General features: G+C 70.7%; 20 protein-coding genes. 13 read left to right on the forward strand and 7 right to left on the reverse strand.

Translation table 11 applies throughout. From position 1 onward, the window contains the following. Positions 1-67: 67 nt before the first annotated feature. Positions 68-676 (forward strand): ClpP family protease, encoded by a 609-nt coding sequence (locus BLR90_RS03445; protein WP_091022547.1) that lies wholly within the window; start codon positions 68-70, stop codon positions 674-676. Beyond that, complete coding sequence (locus BLR90_RS03450) at positions 673-1,278, forward strand: ClpP family protease (protein WP_091022549.1); 606 nt, start codon at positions 673-675, stop codon at positions 1,276-1,278. Before BLR90_RS03445 ends, BLR90_RS03450 begins: the two co-directional genes overlap by 4 nt. Here the strand turns inward: BLR90_RS03450 and BLR90_RS03455 are convergent, their stop codons facing one another. The 4 genes from BLR90_RS03455 to BLR90_RS03470 are packed head-to-tail and all read right to left on the reverse strand — an operon-like array spanning position 1,279 to position 4,898. Continuing rightward, entirely contained in the window at positions 1,279-1,593 is a 315-nt protein-coding gene (locus BLR90_RS03455; RefSeq protein ID WP_091022551.1) for a helix-turn-helix domain-containing protein, read from the reverse strand. A gap of 59 nt (positions 1,594-1,652) precedes the next feature. Beyond that, positions 1,653-2,816, reverse strand: a complete 1,164-nt coding sequence (locus tag BLR90_RS03460) for a thiolase domain-containing protein (protein ID WP_091022553.1) — start codon at positions 2,814-2,816, stop codon at positions 1,653-1,655. Further along, positions 2,816-3,880 carry a thiolase domain-containing protein gene (locus BLR90_RS03465; protein ID WP_091022555.1) on the reverse strand — a complete coding sequence of 355 codons (1,065 nt, stop codon included), beginning with the start codon at positions 3,878-3,880 and terminating at the stop codon, positions 2,816-2,818. Before BLR90_RS03465 ends, BLR90_RS03460 begins: the two co-directional genes overlap by 1 nt. Before the next feature lie 10 nt (positions 3,881-3,890). Beyond that, positions 3,891-4,898, reverse strand: a complete 1,008-nt coding sequence (locus BLR90_RS03470) for a Zn-ribbon domain-containing OB-fold protein (RefSeq protein ID WP_091022557.1) — start codon at positions 4,896-4,898, stop codon at positions 3,891-3,893. 57 nt (positions 4,899-4,955) lie between these two features. Here BLR90_RS03470 and BLR90_RS03475 point away from each other — a divergent pair, with 57 nt between their 5' ends. Genes BLR90_RS03475 through BLR90_RS03495 form a run of 5 tightly spaced genes read left to right on the forward strand, consistent with a single transcriptional unit; the run spans position 4,956 to position 10,273 of the window. Continuing rightward, complete coding sequence (locus BLR90_RS03475) at positions 4,956-5,999, forward strand: LLM class F420-dependent oxidoreductase (RefSeq protein WP_091022559.1); 1,044 nt, start codon at positions 4,956-4,958, stop codon at positions 5,997-5,999. 4 nt (positions 6,000-6,003) lie between these two features. Continuing rightward, on the forward strand, positions 6,004-6,396 hold the full coding sequence (locus BLR90_RS03480) for a DUF2237 family protein (protein WP_091022561.1): 393 nt from the start codon (positions 6,004-6,006) through the stop codon (positions 6,394-6,396). Continuing rightward, positions 6,396-7,424, forward strand: a complete 1,029-nt coding sequence (locus BLR90_RS03485; protein WP_091022563.1) for an LLM class flavin-dependent oxidoreductase — start codon at positions 6,396-6,398, stop codon at positions 7,422-7,424. The genes BLR90_RS03480 and BLR90_RS03485 overlap by 1 nt, the downstream gene beginning before the upstream one ends. A gap of 46 nt (positions 7,425-7,470) precedes the next feature. Then, on the forward strand, positions 7,471-9,060 hold the full coding sequence (gene fadD8 / locus BLR90_RS03490; protein WP_091022565.1) for a fatty-acid--CoA ligase FadD8: 1,590 nt from the start codon (positions 7,471-7,473) through the stop codon (positions 9,058-9,060). After that, positions 9,053-10,273 (forward strand): hypothetical protein, encoded by a 1,221-nt coding sequence (locus BLR90_RS03495; RefSeq protein ID WP_091022566.1) that lies wholly within the window; start codon positions 9,053-9,055, stop codon positions 10,271-10,273. The genes fadD8 and BLR90_RS03495 overlap by 8 nt, the downstream gene beginning before the upstream one ends. A 119-nt stretch (positions 10,274-10,392) precedes the next feature. On the opposite strand, the gene BLR90_RS03500 is transcribed toward BLR90_RS03495, so the two are convergent. Together BLR90_RS03500 and BLR90_RS03505 are read right to left on the reverse strand one after the other, a co-directional pair. Further along, positions 10,393-10,953 (reverse strand): LemA family protein, encoded by a 561-nt coding sequence (locus BLR90_RS03500; protein ID WP_091023230.1) that lies wholly within the window; start codon positions 10,951-10,953, stop codon positions 10,393-10,395. Continuing rightward, positions 10,953-11,645 carry a DUF3137 domain-containing protein gene (locus BLR90_RS03505; RefSeq protein WP_147212922.1) on the reverse strand — a complete coding sequence of 231 codons (693 nt, stop codon included), beginning with the start codon at positions 11,643-11,645 and terminating at the stop codon, positions 10,953-10,955. The genes BLR90_RS03500 and BLR90_RS03505 overlap by 1 nt, the downstream gene beginning before the upstream one ends. 209 nt (positions 11,646-11,854) lie before the next feature. On the opposite strand from BLR90_RS03505, the gene BLR90_RS03510 reads away from it, so the two are divergent. The 6 genes from BLR90_RS03510 to BLR90_RS03535 are packed head-to-tail and all read left to right on the forward strand — an operon-like array spanning position 11,855 to position 19,349. Next, positions 11,855-13,144, forward strand: a complete 1,290-nt coding sequence (locus BLR90_RS03510; RefSeq protein ID WP_091022570.1) for an extracellular solute-binding protein — start codon at positions 11,855-11,857, stop codon at positions 13,142-13,144. Between the two features lie 7 nt (positions 13,145-13,151). Next, positions 13,152-14,135 (forward strand): carbohydrate ABC transporter permease, encoded by a 984-nt coding sequence (locus BLR90_RS03515; RefSeq protein WP_245715131.1) that lies wholly within the window; start codon positions 13,152-13,154, stop codon positions 14,133-14,135. Positions 14,136-14,163: 28 nt separating this feature from the next. Beyond that, a complete protein-coding gene (locus BLR90_RS03520) occupies positions 14,164-15,003 on the forward strand; it encodes a carbohydrate ABC transporter permease (protein WP_091022574.1) in 840 nt (279 codons plus the stop codon). A 44-nt stretch (positions 15,004-15,047) separates the two neighbouring features. Continuing rightward, the gene (locus BLR90_RS03525) at positions 15,048-16,073 is read left to right on the forward strand and encodes a LacI family DNA-binding transcriptional regulator (RefSeq protein ID WP_245715132.1); all 1,026 of its coding nucleotides are present in this window, start codon (positions 15,048-15,050) and stop codon (positions 16,071-16,073) included. Beyond that, complete coding sequence (locus BLR90_RS03530) at positions 16,070-18,355, forward strand: glycoside hydrolase family 3 N-terminal domain-containing protein (RefSeq protein WP_091022576.1); 2,286 nt, start codon at positions 16,070-16,072, stop codon at positions 18,353-18,355. Before BLR90_RS03525 ends, BLR90_RS03530 begins: the two co-directional genes overlap by 4 nt. Before the next feature lie 13 nt (positions 18,356-18,368). Then, on the forward strand, positions 18,369-19,349 hold the full coding sequence (locus BLR90_RS03535) for an acetylxylan esterase (protein WP_091022578.1): 981 nt from the start codon (positions 18,369-18,371) through the stop codon (positions 19,347-19,349). Here the strand turns inward: BLR90_RS03535 and BLR90_RS03540 are convergent. Then, a complete protein-coding gene (locus BLR90_RS03540) occupies positions 19,336-20,142 on the reverse strand; it encodes a crotonase/enoyl-CoA hydratase family protein (RefSeq protein WP_091022579.1) in 807 nt (268 codons plus the stop codon). The genes BLR90_RS03535 and BLR90_RS03540 overlap by 14 nt on opposite strands. Positions 20,143-20,163 lie beyond the last annotated feature (21 nt).

Genomic DNA, 20,163 nt, shown 5'->3' on the forward strand with positions numbered 1-20,163 from the left:
GCTCTGGGCAGAACCGCCCTGGGCAGAATCCCTGGGTCTGCGGGCGTACGGCGGACAGGCTGGCGGCATGACCTCAACCCTGACCGGCTCCTACGACGACCAGCTCACCAGCCGCCTGCTCGAGCAACGGATCATCGTGCTCGGGCAGGAGGTCGACGACGCGATCGCCAACCGCCTGTGCGCCGAGCTGCTCCTGCTCTCCGCCGAGGACGCCCACCGCGACATCAGCCTCTACATCAACTCCCCGGGCGGCTCCGTGTCCGCGGGCCTGGCGATCTACGACACGATGCGCCTGATCCCCAACGACGTCAGCACGCTGGCCCTCGGGCTGGCCGCGAGCATGGGCCAGTTCCTGCTGTCCGCCGGTACGCCGGGCAAGCGCTACGCGCTGCCGCACTCGCGGGTGCTGATGCACCAGGGGTCGGCCGGTATCGGCGGCACCGCGATCGACATCGAGATCCAGGCCGAGAACCTCGAGCACACCAAGAACGTGATGATGGGCCTGATCGCCGAGCACACCGGCCAGCCGGTGGCCAAGGTCGAGCAGGACGCCCTGCGCGACCGGTGGTTCACCGCGGAGCAGGCCCGCGAGTACGGCTTCGTCGACCAGGTGCTCCGTGACCTCGAGGCCGTCACCCCGGCCCGTCCGACCGCCAGCTTCGGGATCCAGCGATGAGCAGCTACACGATCCCCAGCGTCGTCGAGAAGACGCTGCGCGGCGAGCGGGCGGTCGACATCTACAGCCGGCTGCTCAGCGACCGCATCGTCTACGTCGGCACGGAGATCGACGACGGCGTGGCCAACGTGGTCATCGCCCAGCTGCTGCACCTCGAGTCCGACCGGCCCGACACCCAGATCGACCTCTACCTCAACTCGCCGGGCGGCTCGGTCACGGCCATGCTGGCGATCTACGACACCATGCAGTTCATCCGCTCCCCAGTCGGTACGACGTGCGTCGGCCAGGCCGCGTCGTCGGCGGCGGTGCTCCTGGCCGCGGGCGCCCCGGGGCGGCGTACCGTCCTGCCCCGCGCGCGGGTGGTCCTGCACCAGCCGTCCGGCGGGGGACAGGGCACGCTGCCGGACCTCGCGCTCCAGGCGAAGGAGATCGTCCGGCTCCGCTCCGAGATGGAGCAGGTCCTCGCCCACCACACCGGCCAGAGCATTGAGCGACTGCGCGAGGACACCGAGCGCGATCTCATCCTCACCGCTGCGGAGGCCGTCGCCTACGGGCTCGCGGACGAGGTCCTCGACAGCCGCAAGGCCGCTTCAAAGCGCTGATCAGGCGGCGAGGCACACCGGGCCGGTCGGGCGGGCGGCGAGCTGCCGGGTCACCCGGGCGGTCAGGTCGACGAGCCGCAGCCCGAGGGCGCCGGCCACGGCCGACAGCACCTCGGAGCTCGGCTCCTTGCGCCCACGCTCGATCTCGGAGAGGTACTGGGTCGACACCCCGGCCGCGCCCGCCACGTCGGCGAGCGTGCGCCCGTCGTCGGTGCGCTGCCCGCGCAGCTCCCGGCCCACGGCCTCGCGCCACAACGGCTCCACTGCCGGCGCCGGCGTCGGCGACGGCATCGGGAAGTCGATCAGCTCACCCATGGCCCGAGCGTAGGTCGTGGCGCCCGCCGCGTCCGGGCTGTTCGCGGCGGGCGAACGCGTCAGCTGGTGGGCTTGTCCGCGCCGACGACCCACATCGAGAAGAACTGCGACCCGCCGCCGTACGCGTGCCCCAGCGCCTTGCGTGCGCCGTCGATCTGGTGCTCGCCGGCCGCGCCGCGTACCTGGAGGGCGGCCTCGCCGAAGCGCAGCATCCCCGACGCGCCGATCGGGTTGGACGACAGCACGCCGCCGGAGCAGTTGACCGGCAGCCGACCGGTCATCGCGGTCTCGCCGGACTCGCTGAGCTTCCAGCCGTCGCCCTCGGCCGCGAAGCCGAGGCTCTCGAGCCACATCGGCTCGAACCACGAGAACGGCACGTAGATCTCGGCCGCGTCGATCTCCTCGAACGGGTTGGTGATCCCCGCCTGCTTCCAGAGGTACGCCGCGGCGTCACGCGAGGCCTGCGGGTTGACCTGGTCGCGCTCGGCCGCGGAGGTGGCCTCGGAGCGCATGGCCTGGCCGTGGATCCACGCCGGGTTGGGGGAGGCGGCCGCGGTGTCCTCGTCCACGATCACGAGTGCGCAGGCACCGTCGGAGGACGGGCAGGTCTCGTCGTAGCGGATCGGGTCCCACAGCATCGTCGAGGCGAGCACCGACTCGACGGTGGTGCCCTCGTTGTGCAGGTGGGCGTAGGGGTTCTTCAGCGCGTTGTTGCGGTCCTTGGCGGCCACGATCGCACCGACGTGGGTCGGTGCGCCGGAGCGACGGATGTAGGAGCGCACGTGGGGGGCGAAGTAGCCACCGGCGCCGGCGTGCACCGGCATGTTGAACGGCAGCGGCACCGACAGCGCCCACATCGCGTTGGACTCCGACTGCTTCTCGTAGGCCACGGTCAGCACCCGCTTGTGCACGCCCGACTGCACGAGCGACGCGGCGACGATCGCGGTGGAGCCGCCGACCGAGCCGGCCGTGTGCACGCGCAGCAGCGGCTTGCCGGCCGCGCCGAGCGACTCGGCCAGGAACAGCTCGGGCATCATCACGCCCTCGAACAGGTCAGGGGCCTTGCCGACGACGATCGCGTCGATGTCGTCGAGCGTCATGTTCGCGTCGAGCAGCGCCCGGTCGATCGCCTCGCGGCAGAGCCCCGCCATCGACAGGTCCTCGCGCTTGGCGCGGTGGTGGGTCTGGCCGATGCCGACAACGGCTGCAGGCTGCTTGCCCATCAGGCGTCCTTTCCGGTGCTGGACTCGAGGACACACAGGAGGTTCTGCTGCAGAGCGGCGCCGGAGGTCGCGTGTGCGACGCCCTTGGCGACCTCGCCCGACCAGATCCGCTGCGCGGTCTCGCCGATGCGGATGCCGCCGCCGGAGAACATCGGGTTGCTCGTCAGCGCACCACCCGAGGGGTTGATGCGGACGTCGTCGCCCAGGCCGAGCTCGCGGCGCAGGATCAGCTCCTGGTGGCTGAACGGCGCGTGCAGCTCCGCCACCTCGACGCCGTTCAGGTCGACCTTGGCGGCGGCGTTGGCGGCGCTGGGGGAGCGGGTCAGGTCGCGGTTGCCGATGCTCGGGGAGTCGACGAAGTGGGACAGCCCGCTGATCCAGGCCGGCTTGTCCCGGACCTCGTAGGCCTTGTCGCCGGCGGCGAGCACGATCGCGGCCGCGCCGTCGGTGACCGGCGAGCAGTCGTGCTTGCGCAACGGGTCGGCGTACATCGGCCGGGCCAGGAGCTCCTCGACCGAAGAGCCGCCCTTGCGGATGGAGTAGTCGTTCTTCTCCGCGTCGGTGAGGGAGCGGTTCGCCACCTCGGCCATCGCCCGCTCGTCCCAGAGGCCGGCGTCGATCCCGGCGCGGGCCTGGAGCCCGGCAAGCGACACGGTGTCGGGCCACAGCGGCGTCATCGTGTAGGGGTCGAGCTGGAGTGCCAGCGTGCGGCGCAGGACACCCGCGGAGCTCTTGCCGAAGGCGTAGACCACGGCCGTGTCGACCTCGCCGGTCTGGATCTTGATCCAGGCCTCGTACATCGCCCACGCCAGGTCCATCTCGACGTGCGACTCGTTGACCGGCGGGGTGACCCCGATCGCGTCGACGGCCTGCACGAAGGAGAACGACCGGCCCGCGAGGTAGTCGGAGGAGCCCGAGCACCAGAAGCCGACGTCACGTCGGGTCCAGCCGGTCTGCTCGTAGATCTCGGCAAGGATCGGCACCAGCATCTCGACGCAGGTCGGTGACCCGTCGAAGTCCGGCATCTGTCGCTGGGCGAACCCGACGACGGCAACGTCTCTCATGATCGGCCCTTCAGAGGTGGCGCTTGTAGGTGTCGTAGTCCGCGTCCGGGTCGCCGGTGGGCGCGAAGTGGTCGATGTTCTCGAGCGAGTAGGCCCACTCCTCGCGGGGCTTCCACACCGCCTTGACGCGCATGCCCATCCGGACCTCGTCGGCGGGGACGCCGAGGATCAGGTGGAGCAGTGCGATGTCGGCGCCGTCGAGCAGCACGTACGCCGACACGTAGGGCGGCGTGATCTTCTGGCCGAGGAACGGCACGTTGACGATGCAGAACGTCGTGATGGTGCCGAGCCCGCTGAGCTCGATCTCGCCCTCGGTGGGCGTCCCGTCCGAGGGGCAGGCGCTGCGTGGCGGCACGTAGACCTTGTCGCACGTCGGGCAGCGCTGGCCGAGGATCCGGCCCTCGTCGAGGCCGCGGTAGAACGTCGACTCCTCGGGCGAGGCGGCGTACACGTAGTCGAGCGAGACGGGGGTGATGACTCCAGTGACCGGCTCTGGTCTCGACTGCTCCGTCGCAGCCTCGTCCCTCGGCTGCGGTCGCGCTCGACCTGGCCCGCCAGCGCCGCTCTCGACTTCGTCGAGCTCGGCGACGGGCTCAAAGCAGGCGATGTCGTTGATGTGGCCGACCCGCTCGTCGGCCCACCGGACCTGCACCCGCATGCCGGTACTGATCTCGGACGGGGAGGCGACGTCGACCGCGTGGAACATCGGCTTCGTCGCGCCGTCGAGCGTGACCAGCGCGAACGCGAACGGCCGGTCGAACGGCTGCGCGGCCACCGGCTCCGGCACCCACGTCCACGACGTGACGGTGCCGACCGGCGCGACCTCGACAAAGTCGGTGGTCTGCTGGTGGGTCACCGGGTCGTACTCGAGCGGCGGTACGACGACCTCGCCGGCGGAGGTGCGGCCGGCGACGAGCACGCCGTCACGAAGCCCCGTGAGGAAGCGGCCGAGCACCGGACCGGTCGACCTGGTGTAGTCGAAGGCGACCGTGACGGGCGCTGACAAAGTGCGTGACATAGGCGAAAGTGAAACACGTTCTAGATTTTCCGACAAGCCGTCTGGGAGGGTGTTCGCATGAAACTTGGATTGCAGCTCGGCTACTGGGGCGCCCAGCCGCCGACGGGTACGGCGGAGCTCGTCGCGGCGGCGGAGGACGCGGGCTTCGACGCGATCTTCACCGCGGAGGCCTGGGGCTCCGACGCGTTCACGCCGCTGGCGTGGTGGGGCCGGGAGACCTCCCGGGTCCGCCTCGGCACCTCGATCGTGCAGATGTCGGGCCGCGCCCCGACCTCCATCGCTATGCACGCCCTGACCCTCGACCACCTGAGCGGCGGCCGCGTCGTGCTCGGCATGGGTGTGAGCGGCCCGCAGGTCGTGGAGGGCTGGTACGGCCAGCCGTTCTCCAAGCCGCTGGCCCGCACCCGCGAGGTCGTCGACATCATCCGCCAGGTCCTCGCCCGCGAGGAGAAGGTCACCAACGACGGACCCCACTACCCGCTGCCGTTCAACGGCCCCGGCTCCGTCGGCCTGGGCAAGCCGCTCAAGCCGATCGTGCACCCGCTGCGCGCGGACATCCCGATCTGGCTCGGCGCCGAGGGACCCAAGAACGTCGCCCAGACCGCCGAGATCGCCGACGGCTGGATCCCGATCTTCTACACGCCCAACTCCGCGGCGATGTACCAGCCGTGGCTCGATGAGGGGTTCGCGCGGCCGGGCGCACGACGTACCCGCGCCGACTTCGAGATCGCCGCGACCTGCCACGTCCAGATCGTCTCGGGGCCTGCGGAGAAGGCCGCGGTGATCAACGGGATGAAGCCGATCGTCGCGCTCTACATGGGCGGCATGGGTGCCAAGGACCCGAACTTCCACAAGCAGGTCTTCGAGCGGATGGGCCACGAGGCGCTCGCCGACGAGGTGCAGAAGCTCTACCTCGAGGGTGAGAAGGACCGCGCGGTGGCGCTGATCCCGGACGAGCTGGTCGACGACATGCACATCATCGGCACCGCCTCCGAGGTCAAGGAGCGCGCCGCCCAGTGGGAGGAGACCGGCGTGACCACGCTGCTGCTGAGCTGCCGCGACGCCGCCGAGGTGCGCACCATCGCTGAGGTACTAGCCTGACCGGGTGGTCGACCGCAACGTTCTCGGGGGTGCGCTGGAGGAGTGCGGCACCGACCCGCTGACGGGCTTCTACCGCGACGGCTTCTGCAGCACCGGCCCGGAGGACCTCGGCAGCCACACGATCTGCGCGGTCGTGACGGCCGACTTCCTCGAGCACCAGCGCAGCATCGGCAACGACCTGTCGACGCCGATGCCGCTCTACGGCTTCCCGGGGCTGAACCCGGGGGACCGGTGGTGCGTCACCGCCGTCAACTGGGCCAGGGCGTACGACGCCGGCCATCCCTCGCACGTCGTCCTCGCCGCTACCCACGAGGCGGTCCTCGCGATCGTCCCGATCGACGTCCTCCAGCGGCACGCGGTCGACGTACCCACCGACCTCAGTGGCTGGGAGGACTGATGCACGTAGGCGTCGACAGCTTCGTCTCCACCGTCACCGACCCGACCGACGGGCACGTCGTCGGCCCGGCCGAGCGGATGGCGCACCTGCTGGAGGAGATCGAGCTGGCCGACCGGTCCGGGCTCTACTCCTTCGGGATCGGCGAGCACCACCGCAGCGAGTACTACGACTCCGCGCCGCCGGTGATCCTCGCCGCCGCGGCCGCGCGCACCGAGCGGATCCGCCTGGGCAGCGCGGTGACCGTGCTCTCCGCGGCCGACCCGGTGCGCGTCTTCCAGCAGTTCGCGACCCTGGACCTGATCTCGAAGGGCCGGATCGACCTGGTGGTGGGCCGTGGCTCGTTCACCGAGGCGTTCCCGCTGTTCGGGCTCGACCTCGCCGACTACGACTCGCTCTTCACCGAGAAGCTCGAGCTGCTGCTCCAGATCCGGGACCAGGAAGAGGTCACCTGGTCCGGGCGGCACCGGCCCGCCCTGGTCCGCCAGCGGGTCTACCCGCGCCCGCTGCAGGACCCGCTCCCGATCTGGGTCGGCGTCGGCGGTACGCCGGAGTCGTTCGCCCGCGCCGGGCTGCTGGGGCTCCCGCTCATGGTCGCGATCATCGGCGGGGAGCCGCGCCAGTTCGGTCCGCTCGTCGAGCTCTACCGGCGCGCCGGCGCCCAGGCGGGCCACCCCACGGAGCAGCTCCAGGTGGGGCTCCACGTCTTCGGGTTCGTCGCCGAGAGCGCCCAGGCGGCCGCCGACACGATCTACCCCGGCTGGGAGGAGATGTTCACCAAGGTCTCCCGCGAGCGCGGCTTCCCGCGGCCCACCCGGGCGCAGTTCGACGCGACCTCCGGCCCCAACGGCGCCTTCTTCATGGGCGACCCGCAGACGGTCGCCGACAAGATCCGCCGGGTCGCCGACCAGCTCGGCGGCGTCGACCGGCTGTCGCTGCAGATGACCAACCCGCGCCTGGCCCACGCCGATCTGCTGCGCGGCATCGAGCTCCTCGGCACCGAGGTCGCCCCGCTCGTCGCAGACGTCTGAGCGCGCCCCCGTTGCCCCAACCTAGAACACGTTCTAGTCTGCTCCGGTGAGCGACGACAACCTGCGGACCGGCACGCACAACGGCAACCTGATGGTGGCCGCCCTGAAGCGGCACAAGGACAAGCCCGTCATGTACCTCGGCGACACCACGCTGAAGGGTGGTGAGGTCGCCGAGCAGATGTCGCGCTACGTCCAGGCGTTCGAGGCGCTGGGCGCGGGGACCGGTACGTCGGCCGCGTTGCTGGCGCTCAACCGGCCGGAGGTGCTGTTCATCCTCGGCGCCGGCCAGACCCAGGGCTACCGGCGCACGTCGCTGCACCCGCTCGGCTCGGCCGACGACCACGCCTACGTCATCAACGACGCCGGCATCACGACGTTGATCATCGACCCGTACTTCACCGAGCGGGCGCTCGCGCTGCTGGAGAAGTGCCCCGGGCTGACCCAGGTGCTGACGATCGGGCCGGTGCCCGACGAGCTGAAGCGCATCGGCACGGACCTGGTGGCGACGGCGGCGACGTACGACGCCCAGCCGCTCCAGGCGAAGGTACTCCCGCCCGACCACATCGTCTCGATCACCTACACCGGGGGCACGACCGGCAAGCCCAAGGGCGTGATCGGCACGTCGGCGGCGATGGCGACGATGACCCAGGTCCAGCTCGCCGAGTGGGAGTGGCCGGAGAACCCTCGCTTCCTCATGTGCACGCCGCTGTCGCACGCGGGGGCGGCGTTCTTCGTGCCGACGGTGATCAAGGGCGGCTCGCTCTACGTGCTGTCGCGCTTCGACCCCGCCGAGGTGTTGAAGACGATCGAGGAGCAGAAGATCACGGCCACGATGCTGGTGCCGTCGATGCTCTACGCGCTGATGGACCACCCCGACTCCCACACCCGCGACCTGTCGTCGCTCGAGACCGTCTACTACGGCGCGTCCGCGATCAACCCGGTGCGGCTCAAGGAGGCGATCGACCGCTTCGGGCCGATCTTCGCGCAGTACTACGGCCAGTCCGAGGCGCCGATGGTGATCACCTACCTCGCCAAGGACGACCACGTGACCGGCGACGACAGTCGGCTCTCGTCGTGCGGCCGCCCGTCGGCCTTCATCCGCACGGCGCTGCTCGGCGAGGACGGCCAGCCGGTGCCGGTGGGGGAGCCGGGCGAGATCTGCGTGTCCGGGTCACTGCTGGCCGGCGGCTACTGGAACCTGCCCGACGAGACCGCCGAGACGTTCCGCGACGGGTGGATGCACACCGGCGACGTGGCGCGGGAGGACGAGGACGGCTTCTGGTACATCGTCGACCGCACGAAGGACATGATCGTCACCGGCGGGTTCAACGTCTTTCCGCGCGAGGTCGAGGACGTCGTCGCCGAGCACCCGGCGATCGCCCAGGTGGGCGTGATCGGCACTCCCGACGAGAAGTGGGGCGAGGCGGTGACCGCGATCGTCGTACTCCGTCCCGGAGCGGAGCTGACCGACGAGGTCGACGCCGAGATCAAGCAGATGGTCAAGGACCGCAAGGGCGCCGTGCAGGCCCCCAAGCAGATCATCGCGACCGACGCGTTGCCGCTGACCGGCCTCGGCAAGCCGGACAAGAAGGCGCTCCGGGCGCAGTACTGGACGGGCGAGCGGTCCGTTGGCTAGTCGCTACGCGTCGCTCACGCGTGACGAGCTCGCGACCCTGGTGCCTGAGCTGCTCCTGATCGGGCAGCTCATCGACAGGTCCGGGATGGCGTGGTGCATCTCGGCGTGGGGTCGCGAGGAGATGGCTCAGGTCGCCATCGAGGAGTGGTCGGGCGCGTCGCCGATCTACACCCGGCGCATGCAGGACGCGCTGCGCTACCGAGGCACCGACGTGGTCACCATCTTCAAGGGGCTGCAGCTCGACATCGGGGCGCCGCCGCAGTTCATGGACTTCCGCTACACCGTGCACGACCCGTGGCACGGCGAGTTCCACCTCGACCACTGCGGCGCGCTCATGGACGTCGAGCCGATGGGGGAGTCGTACGTCGTGTCCATGTGCCACGACATCGAGGACCCGACGTTCGACGCGACCGCCGTCGCGACCAACGCGAAGGCGCAGGTGCGCCCGGTCCACCGGCCACCGAGGTCGTCGCCCGACCAGCACCCGCACTGCCGCTGGACGGTCACCATCGACGAGTCCTTCCCACCCGTCGAGCCGCTGCCGGCCTACTACGAGGTCATCGAGAAACACGCCGCGACCGTCGCGCTCGACCCGATCGACCCGGCCGACGAGGGGGCGGCCGACTACTCGGGGCCGCTGCTGTCCGACGTCGACTTCGGCGCGTTCTCGCACTCCGCGCTGGTGCGGATCGCCGACGAGGTGTGCCTCCAGATGCACCTGCTCAACCTGTCGTTCGAGGTGGCTGTCCGCGCCCGCGCCGACGAGGCCCAGGCTGCGGAGATCTGCCGCAAGCAGCTGGTCGGGATCGCCGGCCTCGCCGCGGAGCGGATCCATCGGGCGCTGCGGCTGCCGGACGGCGTCGCCGGCGCCGTGCGCGTCCTCGAGCTGCACCCGCTGCTCAACCCGGCCGCCTACAACAACGCCGTGGTCGGCGACTCGTCGGTCACCGTGGGTTCGTCGCCCGCGTCCGAGGACGGTGGCTGGGTCGCGCTCTGCGGACCCGACGACCCGAGCGCGCTCCAGGCGCTGGTCCGCGGTGTCGATGCGCATCTCGACGTGGAGGTCACCGGCACGCGCGAGGCCTGGACCGCTCACGTCGTACGACGTGACGAGGCGGCGCCGGAGGCCGGCGAGGTGGCCGTCACCCGCTTCAGCACCGGCTCCGCGTTCGAGTTCGAGCCCCGCCGGTCGATCCCCATCACCCCCGTCTAACTCCCCGAGTCGGCGCCTGTGCACGGCTGTACGACGCCGAGTGGGCGCTCGTGCACGCGCTAAGCGCCGACTCGCGCGAATTCGAGCGTGCACAAGCGCCGACTCGGCGCAGGGTGGGGTCAGACGGCTGGGGGGAGAGCGGCGGCCTGGTCGCGCAGCTCGAAGAACTCGCGGGCCTCGAAGCCGAACATCGCGGCGACGACGTTGGACGGGAACGTGCGGACCCGCGTGGTGTAGGCGCGCACGTTGCCGTTGTAGAAGCGGCGGCTGGCGGCGATCCGGTCCTCGGTGTTGGTGAGCTCGTGCTGCAGGTGCAGGAAGTTCTGGTTGGCCTTGAGGTCGGGGTAGGCCTCGGCACGGACCAGGACCTGGCTGAGGGCACCGCCCAGGGTGTCTTCGTAGGTCTGGCGCTGCGTCGGGTTGTCCTGCGAGTGGGCGGTCGCCGCCTCGCGCGCGGCGACCAGCTCGGCCAGCACGGCCTGCTCGTGGGCGGCGTAGCCGCGCACGGTCTCGACCAGGTTGGGGATCAGCTCGTGGCGCCGCGTCAGCTCGACGTCGATCCCGCCCCACGACTCGTCGACGAGGGTGCGCTGCCGCACGAAGCGGTTGTACATCACGACCAGGCTCAGCCCGACGACCAGGACCAGGCCGCCGGCGGCGTACAGGAGGTAGGCGGTCATCACTGCCCCTTCAGCTGGCGCCACACGAAGTCGGGCACCTGGTCGGTGATCGCGTCCATGACGGCCAGGGTCGCGTCGATCTCGGACGGCTGGTGGCTGCCAGACCGGATGACCAGCATCGAGTCGCCCTCGAAGCGCCAGCCCAGGCCGGGCCACTGGAGCAGCATCTGCATCATCTGCGGGTGGAGCACGTCCGAGGCGAAGCGGCGGTCGTCGGCGGTGACGGTGAACGCGCGGTTGAAGTCCTCGGACTCCAGCTCGATGTCCTTGTTGGTGAGGCGGCCGAAGAACCGTCCGACCGCGCCCTCCGGCGACACTGCCAGGCGCGGCATCACGGTCCCGAGCGACATCGCGACGACCGAGTAGCTATGGGTCGTCGTACGCCGGTCCTCGCCGGTGCCGCTCGTGGTCTGGTACTGGTAGTCGAACGCCACCACGTGCCGGCCGTCGTGCGAGCCGTAGAGGCAGTTGGTCGCGCGCCGGGAGTCGCCGGTGTCGAACGGGTGGCCGCCAAAGCGCCCCACCAGGCTGGGGTCCGACTCGCGCATGGTCCAGCCGCGCGCCCCGGCGAACGCCGTGAGGGCCTCGCGCCGCTTCTTGTTCTGGACGACCCCCACGACGATCAGGACGATCACGAGAGCGAAGAACCCGAGGAAGAGCAGCAGGAACCCGCCGCCGAAGAGTGCTGACATCACCGGCACAGGCTAGGCGACGAGTCGCCAGGGGTGGCACGCCGCCGGGGCGGTCAGGCCGCCCCGGCGAGACCTCCTGGTCTGGGCCAGTACGACCCGATTTCGACTGATGTGGAAATCGTTATCGATAACGATTGACAGACGCCCTTGAGCGCAAGAAGGTGGACGAAACGTCCCACTGTGGCGTGGGCCGGAATGGAGGATTCCCAATGAGGTCGAAGACTCGACGCGCGGCTCTCGCCGCGCTCTGCGCCGGGGCGATGGTTTTCGCCGCCGCGTGCGGTGGTGACGACTCGTCAGGTGACGGCGACGACAAGACGATCACCTGGTGGCACAACTCGAACAACGAGCCCGGCAAGGGCTACTACGAACAGGTGGCCAAGGACTTCGAGGCCGACAACCCCGGGGTGACGGTCGAGATCGAGGCCATGGCCCACGAGGACATGGTCGACAAGCTCGCCGCCGCGTTCCAGAGCGGTGACCTGCCCGACATCTACATGGAGCGTGGCGGCGGGGAGCTCTCCGACCACGTCGAGGCCGGCCTGGTGCGCGACATCAGCGACGACGCGGCCGAGGAGATCGGCAAGGTCGGCGGCTCTGTCGCCGGCTGGCAGGTCGACGGACAGACCTACGCGCTCCCGTTCTCGATCGGGGTCGTGGGCTTCTGGTACAACACCGAGCTCTTCGAGCAGGCGGGCATCACCGAGGCCCCGACCACGATGGAGCAGCTCTACGACGCGGTCGAGAAGCTGAAGGCCGCCGACATCCAGCCGATCTCGGTCGGCGCCGGCGACAAGTGGCCCGCGGCCCACTACTGGTACTACACGGCGCTGCGCTCGTGCTCCGAGGAGACCCTCACCGACGCCGTCGGCACCCTGGACTTCTCCGACGAGTGCTTCGTGCAGGCAGGAGAGGTCCTCCAGGACCTCCTGGACACCGAGCCCTTCAACGACGGCTTCCTCAGCACCGTGGCGCAGGAAGGGGCCACCTCGGCCTCGGGTCTCCTGGCGACGGGCAAGGTGGCCATGGAGCTCGCCGGCCACTGGGAGCCGGGCGTGATGCAGGGCCTCACCGAGGACGGCGAGGGCCTGGGTGACAAGACCGGATGGTTCGCGTTCCCCGCAGTCGAGGGTGGCGCGGGTGAACCCACTGCCGCTCTGGGCGGTGGCGACGCCTGGGCGGTCTCGGAAGGGGCCCCCGACCTGGCGGTCGACCTGGTCAAGTACCTGCTGTCCGACGAGGTCCAGACGGGCTTCGCGGAGAACGACATGGGCCTCCCGACGAACCCTGCGGCCAACCCTGCAGTGTCCGACCCGGCCCTCGCGGACCTGCTCCAGGTGCGTGACGCAGCGTCCTACGTGCAGCTCTACTTCGACACCGCGTTCGGCACGTCGGTGGGCAATGCGATGAACGACGAGATCGCACTGTTGCTCGCTGGCCAGGCCTCACCCGAGGATGTCGTCGCGGCCACGCAGGCGGCCGCCGACGAGGAGAAGTGAGCTGACCGTGTCTCACCAGGGCGCCGCACTGCCGGCGGCACCCGCACGCGAGAAGGAGTCCACCCGGCGCGGAACCACGCGCCGGGTGGCTCCGTCTCCGGGAGGCGGCCGCTGGCGACAGCGGCTGGAGGTCGTCTTCTTCGTCTCGCCCGCGCTGGCGCTGATGGCGGTGTTCGTCGTCTGGCCGGTCATCTCGGCGGTGCGGATGTCGTTCTACCGGTGGAAGGGCTTCGGCCCGATGGATGACTTCGTCGGCCTGCGCAACTACGAGCGGGTATTGACCGACGACGTGTTCACCCAGGCGGTCACGCACAACTTCATCATCGTGGTCGCCTCGATCGTGGTGCAGCTGCCGCTCGGGCTGGCGATCGCGGTGCTGCTCAACCGCAGGATCAGGGGCCGTGGGCTGCTGCGCACGATCGTCTTCGTCCCCTACGTGCTCGCCGAGGTGATCGCGGGCGTCGTCTGGTTCCAGCTGCTCCAGCCCAACTACGGCACCGTGGACGGGATCATCTCGGCCGTGGGGCTGACGCCTCCGGAGCAAGGGTTCCTCGGGACCCCCGAGCTCGCGCTGCCGACGATGTTCGTCGTCCTGACGTGGAAGTATCTCGGCCTCGCGGTCCTGCTGTTCCTGGCCGGCCTGCAGGGCGTGCCCGAGGAGCTCTACGAGGCCGCCCAGCTCGACGGCGCCAGCTGGTGGCAGGTGCAGCGCCGGGTCGCGATCCCGTTGCTGGGCCCGACCATCCGGACCTGGTGCTTCCTCTCCATGATCGGGTCCCTGCAGCTCTTCGACATGGTGTGGGTGCTGACCGGGGGCGGCCCCGCCAACGCGACCACGACCATGGCGACCTACCTGATCAACCAGGGCACCCAGGGCGGCAACTACGGCATCGCCGGGGCGGCGTCGGTGGTGCTCTTCGTCATCGGCTTCGTGATGGCGCTGGCCTACCAGCTGCTGATCCTTCGCCGAGACAGCGCGAGCGACCGATGAGCCCCCGAGTCCCGAGGAGGACGACGACATGAGGTCCCGCGCGACGCGGCCCTTCGGCTCCGGTGGCCCGCTCACCTACGTGATCGCCCTGGTGGTCGTGGCACTCACCCTCGGTCCGGTGCTGTACGGCGCGCTGGGCGGCTTCCGCAGCAACGGGCAGATCGCGGACAAGCCGGCCGGCCTGCCCGACCCGTGGCTGCTGCGCAACTACGAGGGTGTCGTCACCAACCCCGACTTCTGGCGCTACGCCTTCAACTCCACGATGATCGCGCTGATCACGACCGCCGTGGCCGTGATCTGCGGAGTGATGGCCGCCTACCCGCTCGCGCGTTACCAGTTCAAGTTCCGCGAGTCCCTCTTCATGGTCTTCGTCCTCGGCCTGCTCTTCCCCGCCGCCGTCGCGATCATCCCGCTGTTCATCCTGGTGACCCGCGACCTGCAGCTGGGCAACACCTGGTGGGGGGTGGCGCTGCCCCAGGCGGCGTTCGCCCTGCCAATCACCGTGGTGATCCTGCGCCCCTTCCTGATGGCGATCCCCAAGGAGCTCGAGGAGGCGGCCACCATCGACGGTGCCTCGCGGATCGGCATCTTCTGGTGGTTGGCGATCCCACTGTCGAAGCCGGCGCTGATCACGGTCGGAGTGCTGGCGTTCGTCGGCTCGTGGAACGCCTATCTGCTCCCGTTGCTGCTGCTCCAGTCGGAGATGCGTACGCTCCCTCTCGGCGTCGCTGACTACTCCACCCAGTACTCCGCTGACACCGCGGGGGTCTTCGCGTTCACCACGATCTCGATGATCCCGGCGCTCATCTTGTTCCTGGCGCTGCAGCGACGCATCGTCGGTGGCCTACAGGGCGCGGTGAAGGGATGAGCGGCCCCACGAACGGCACTGGCGCATCGGAGAGGACGGCCGCTGTGGACGCGACCCAGAACGGCGGTCGGGTGACGATGCAGCAGGTCGCCGCCGAGGCCGGCGTATCCGTCTCGACGGTCTCGAAGGTCCTGAACGGACGGTATGGCGTGTCCAGCCACACCTCGGAGACCGTCACCGAGGTCGTCAACCGGCTTGGCTACGAGGCCAGCCTGATCGCCCGCAGCCTGCGCAACCGCCGCACCAACGTCCTCGGTGTGCTGGTCGCCGACTTCGAGCCCTTCAGCACCGAGGTCCTCAAGGGCGCGGCCGACGCGATCCGCGGCACCGGCTACGAGCTGGTCGCCTACTCCGCCGGTGGTCGCGTCGACGAGCAGGTCGGGTGGGAGCGCCGCTACCTCTCGCGGGTCATGGGCACCCTGGTCGACGGCGCCGTGCTGGTCACCCCGACCGTCACCGACGTGAAGTACGACGGTCCGATCGTCGCGATCGACCCGCACACCGGCCGTTCGCCGCTGCCCACGGTCACCGCCGACAACCTCCAGGGTGGACGCCTGGCCGTCGACCACCTGCTGGGCCTCGGTCATCGGCGGATCGGGATGCTGACGGGCCGCAGTGACCTGGTGTCCGCGCGGCTGCGCGAGAAGGGCTACCGCGAGGCGCACGCCGCTGCCGGCGTACCCGTCGACGAGGCGCTGCTGCGCCTCGGCGCGTTCGAGCCCGAGCAGGGGCGCATCGGGGCGCGGGAGCTGCTGACGCTGCCGGATCCTCCGACCGCGATCTTCGCGGCCAACGACCTCTCCGCGCTGGCCACCCTCGAGGTCGCCGCCGAGCTCGGGATCGACGTGCCGGGCCGGCTCTCGGTGGTCGGCTTCGACAACATCCCCGACTCCGCGCTCGCCGACCCGCCGCTGACGACCGTCCAGCAGCCGATCCGGCAGATGGGCCACGACGCCGTCGAGATGCTGATGGCCCTCGTCGCCGGCGAGGAACCCGCCGACACCCACCCCACCCTGTCGACCACTCTCGTCGAGAGGCGATCGACCGCAGCACTGAAAGCGACATCATGAGCGACCTCTGGCGTGACCCGACCGCAACCACGGACGAGCGGGTGGCCGACCTCGTCGGCCGGATGACGGTCGCCGAGAAGGTGAAGCAGCTCCAGGGGATCTGGTGGCTCGACCCCGACGCGGGCGGGATGGCGCCGATGCTGCGCGAGACCATGGGGCAGCTCCCGCCCTGGGAGGAGGTCATCGCCGACGGCCTCGGTCAGCTCACCAGGACCTTCGGGACCGGACCCCTCGAGCCACGTGACGGCCTCAAGATCGCGGGTGAGCGGCAGCGCGACGTGATGGCCGCCAACCGGTTCGGGATCCCGGCGCTGGCGCACGAGGAGTGCCTCACCGGTGTGGCCGTGTGGCGGGCCACGATCTATCCCTCGCCCTTGTGCTGGGCGGCCACCTTCGACCCCGTGATCGTGGAGCGGATGGGTTCCCAGATCGCGGCGTCCATGCGCAGCCTCGGGGTGCACCAGGGGCTGGCGCCGGTCCTCGACGTCGTCCGGGACCTGCGCTGGGGCCGGGTCGAGGAGACCCTCGGAGAGGACCCGTTCCTGGTCGGGCTGGTCGGGAGCGCCTACGTGCGCGGCCTCGAGAGCGGTGGCGTGGTCGCGACGCTCAAGCACTTCATGGGCTACTCCGCGTCGCGGGCGGGGCGCAACCTCGGCCCGGTCTCGATCGGCCCGCGCGAGCTGGCCGACGTCTTCCTGCCGCCCTTCGAGATGGCGTTGCGAGCGGGCGCCCGCTCGGTGATGAACTCCTACAACGACCTCGACGGCGTGCCGTCGGCGGCCGACGCCGGACTGCTGACCACCCTGCTGCGCGACCGCCTGGGCTTCACCGGGACGGTAGCCGCCGACTACTTCTCCGTCGCGTTCCTGCACAGCCTCCACCACGTCGCCGACAGCCCGACGCAGGCGGCCCGGCTGGCGCTCCAGGCCGGGATCGACGTGGAGCTGCCCTCGACCAACGCCTTCGGCGAGCCCCTCCTGAAGGGCATCGCCGACGGGGTCGTCGACGAGGCCCTCGTCGACCGGGCCCTGACCCGGGTGCTCCGCCAGAAGTGCGAGCTCGGCCTGCTCGACCCCGGCTGGGCGCCCGAGGAGCCGGTCGACGTCGACCTCGACCCACCGGAGTTCCGCGCGCTAGCGCTCGACCTCGCGCGCCGGTCCGTCGTACTCCTCGCCAACGACGGCACCCTGCCGCTGCACGAGGGCGCGCGGGTCGCGGTCGTCGGGCCGCGTGCGGACACCTCCCACGCGATGCTGGGCTGCTACTCGTTCCCGCTCCACGTGCTGGTCCACCACCAGGACGTCGAGGCCGGGCTGGAGATCCGCACGGTCCGCGAGGCCCTGAGCGACACTTTCGACGTCAGCTACGCGCTCGGCTGCCCGGTCCTGGGCGGCGACGACGCCGACATCGAGGCGGCGGTGGCCACCGCCGCCGCGGCCGACGTCTGCGTCGCGGTCCTGGGCGACCAGGCCGGCCTGTTCGGCAAGGGCACGTCGGGGGAGGGCTGCGACGTCGCGGACCTCCGTCTGCCCGGCCGCCAGGAGGAGCTGCTCGAGGCCCTGCTCGCCACCGGTACGCCGGTCGTCGCGGTGCTGCTCGTCGGTCGCCCCTACGACCTCAGCCGCCAGGCCGCGCGGCTCGCGGGGCTCGTGTGCGGCTTCTTCCCCGGGGAGGAGGGCGCCCGCGCCATCGCCGACGTGCTCGACGGCACGGTCAACCCGTCCGGCCGCCTGCCGGTGAGCTTCCCCGGCGCCGGCGACGCGCAGCCGTCGACCTACCTCGCGTCCACGCTCGGCCAGCTCACCGATGTCAGCGTCGTCGACCCGACCGCGCTGTACCCCTTCGGCCACGGGCTGTCCTACGCGTCAGCCACCTGGGGGCCGGTCTCGGCCAGCGGGTCGCAGTGGGACACCGACGGCACCTGCGAGGTCGAGGTCGAGCTCGCCAACGACGCCGAGCGGGCGGTGTCGGAGGTCGTGCAGGTCTACCTCCACGACCCCTGTGCCTCCGTGGTGCGTCCGGTGCAACAGCTCGTCGCGGTCAGTCGCGTCGACCTGCAGCCAGGCGAGCGCACGCGCGTGCGCTTCACGCTCCACGCCGACCTCACCTCCTTCACCGGCCACGACCTCGCGCGCATCGTCGAGCCGGGAGCGGTCGAGCTGAGGGTCGGGGCCTCGAGCGCGGACATCCGGGCGGTGCTGCCACAGGAGCTCGTCGGCCCCGTACGCCGGGTGGGCACCGACCGCGAGCTGGTGCCCTCCGTGACCCTCCAGACGCTCTGATGCAACCGCGCTGATGCACTACGACTGGCCACTCGAGCAGGCCCGGGACTACCGTCCCAACCTCGACGTACCGGACGACCTCGCGGAGTTCTGGGCCGAGACGCTGCTCAGCGCGGCCGCCGCCGCGGAGGCGCCGACGTTCACCAGGGTCGACTCGGGGCTCGTGGCCGTGGAGAGCTACGACGTCACGTTCGCCGGCTTCGGCGGCCACCCGGTGCGCGCCTGGCTGCACCTACCCGCCGCACCGTTGCGGTCGGGCTCGCCGCTGCCCGGCGTCGTGCAGTACCAGGGCTACAACGGCGGGCGCGGCCTCGTGCACGAGCACGTCTTCTGGGCGACCGCCGGCTACGCACACCTCACGGTCGACACCCGGGGCCAGGGGAGCGGCTGGACCACCGGCGCCACCCCCGACCCGGTCGGCTCGGCCCCGTCCCAGCCGGGGTTCCTGACTCGCGGCATCGACGACCCGCTCAACTACTACTACCGCCGCGCCTACGCCGACTCCGTGGCGGCGCTCGACGTGCTGCGCGGCCACGACCTCGTCGACGGCTCGCGGGTGGCCGTGGCCGGCGGCAGCCAGGGCGGTGCCCTCGCGGCCGCGGTGGCCGCCCTCGCGCCGTCGTCCGTCGCGGCGCTGCTGTGCGACGTACCGTTCCTGTGCGACCTGCGGCGCGCCGCCTCCGTCGCCCAGGCCGAGCCCTACCTCGAGCTGGTGCGCTACCTGGGCGCCCAGCGCGACCGTGTGGAGCAGGCCTTCACGACGTTGGCCTACTTCGACGTCGCGGTGCTGGCCCGGCTCGCCACCGCCCCCGCGCTGTTCTCGGTGGCACTGATGGACCTGACCTGCCCGCCGTCGACGGTGTTCGCCGCCTACAACGCCTACGCGGGCCCCAAGGAGATCAGGGTCTACGAGTACAACGACCACGAGGGCGGGGAGGCCTGCCAGCGCACCCGCCAGCTCGCGTGGCTCGGCGCGGCGCTCAGGTCCCGGTGAACTGAGGGGCGCGCTTCTCGGAGAACGCCCGCGGCCCCTCCTTCGCGTCGTTGGAGGCGAAGACGGCCATGCCGACCTTGGCGTCGTCGGCCCAGCAGTCCTCCTCGTGCTTGCCCTCGGAGTCGCGGACGGTCTTGAGGATGGCCTGGACCGCCAGGGGGCCGTTCGCGCAGATGAGGTCGGCGATCTCGTGGGCCTTCGCGAGTGCCTCGCCGTCGGGGACGACGTGCCCGATCAGCCCGATCTCCTTGGCCTCGGGGGCTTTGACCAGCCGGCCGGTCAGCAGCAGGTCGAGGGCAACGGTGTAGGGGATCTGCCGGGGGAGACGTACGGCGGAGCCGCCCATCGGGTAGAGGCTCCACTTGGCCTCGGCCACGCCGAAGCGGGCCGACTCGCCCGCGATCCGGATGTCGGTGCCCTGGAGGATCTCCGTGCCGCCGGCCACCGCGGGGCCCTCCACCGCCGCGATCAGCGGCTTGGTGAGCCGGAAGCCCTTCAGCAGGCCCTTGATCACCGACGGGTCGAAGCCGGACTTGAAGCTCTCGTCGGGCGAGCGCTTGGTCGCCGCCTTCAGGTCCATGCCGGCGCAGAAGAAGCCGCCCGCGCCGGTGAGGATGACCGCCCGGACGGTGTCATCGTCGTTGGCCCGGTCCCAGGCCTCCTCCATGATCGCCATCATCTCGCCGGACAGCGCGTTGCGCGCCTCGGGCCGGTTCATGGTCACGACGAGCTTGTGGCCCACCTGTTCGACGAGGCAGTGCGGCTGGGACTCGGGGGAGGCATCGCTGGTCATGGGCGTGAGGCTAGCGAAAAA

It is taken from the genome of Nocardioides szechwanensis (assembly GCF_900103935.1).
GTDB classification, from domain to species: Bacteria; Actinomycetota; Actinomycetes; order Propionibacteriales; family Nocardioidaceae; genus Nocardioides; species Nocardioides szechwanensis.

Bases quoted from the DNA above. Each gene is read 5' to 3' on its own strand.
- BLR90_RS03445 (WP_091022547.1), top strand. From the start codon at position 68: ATGACCTCAACCCTGACCGGCTCCTACGACGACCAGCTCACCAGCCGC.
- BLR90_RS03450 (WP_091022549.1), top strand. From the start codon at position 673: ATGAGCAGCTACACGATCCCCAGCGTCGTCGAGAAGACGCTGCGCGGC.
- BLR90_RS03455 (WP_091022551.1), bottom strand. From the start codon at position 1,593: ATGGGTGAGCTGATCGACTTCCCGATGCCGTCGCCGACGCCGGCGCCG.
- BLR90_RS03460 (WP_091022553.1), bottom strand. From the start codon at position 2,816: ATGGGCAAGCAGCCTGCAGCCGTTGTCGGCATCGGCCAGACCCACCAC.
- BLR90_RS03465 (WP_091022555.1), bottom strand. From the start codon at position 3,880: ATGAGAGACGTTGCCGTCGTCGGGTTCGCCCAGCGACAGATGCCGGAC.
- BLR90_RS03470 (WP_091022557.1), bottom strand. From the start codon at position 4,898: ATGTCACGCACTTTGTCAGCGCCCGTCACGGTCGCCTTCGACTACACC.
- BLR90_RS03475 (WP_091022559.1), top strand. From the start codon at position 4,956: ATGAAACTTGGATTGCAGCTCGGCTACTGGGGCGCCCAGCCGCCGACG.
- BLR90_RS03485 (WP_091022563.1), top strand. From the start codon at position 6,396: ATGCACGTAGGCGTCGACAGCTTCGTCTCCACCGTCACCGACCCGACC.
- BLR90_RS03500 (WP_091023230.1), bottom strand. From the start codon at position 10,953: ATGACCGCCTACCTCCTGTACGCCGCCGGCGGCCTGGTCCTGGTCGTC.
- BLR90_RS03505 (WP_147212922.1), bottom strand. From the start codon at position 11,645: ATGTCAGCACTCTTCGGCGGCGGGTTCCTGCTGCTCTTCCTCGGGTTC.
- BLR90_RS03510 (WP_091022570.1), top strand. From the start codon at position 11,855: ATGAGGTCGAAGACTCGACGCGCGGCTCTCGCCGCGCTCTGCGCCGGG.
- BLR90_RS03520 (WP_091022574.1), top strand. From the start codon at position 14,164: ATGAGGTCCCGCGCGACGCGGCCCTTCGGCTCCGGTGGCCCGCTCACC.
- BLR90_RS03530 (WP_091022576.1), top strand. From the start codon at position 16,070: ATGAGCGACCTCTGGCGTGACCCGACCGCAACCACGGACGAGCGGGTG.
- BLR90_RS03535 (WP_091022578.1), top strand. From the start codon at position 18,369: ATGCACTACGACTGGCCACTCGAGCAGGCCCGGGACTACCGTCCCAAC.
- BLR90_RS03540 (WP_091022579.1), bottom strand. From the start codon at position 20,142: ATGACCAGCGATGCCTCCCCCGAGTCCCAGCCGCACTGCCTCGTCGAA.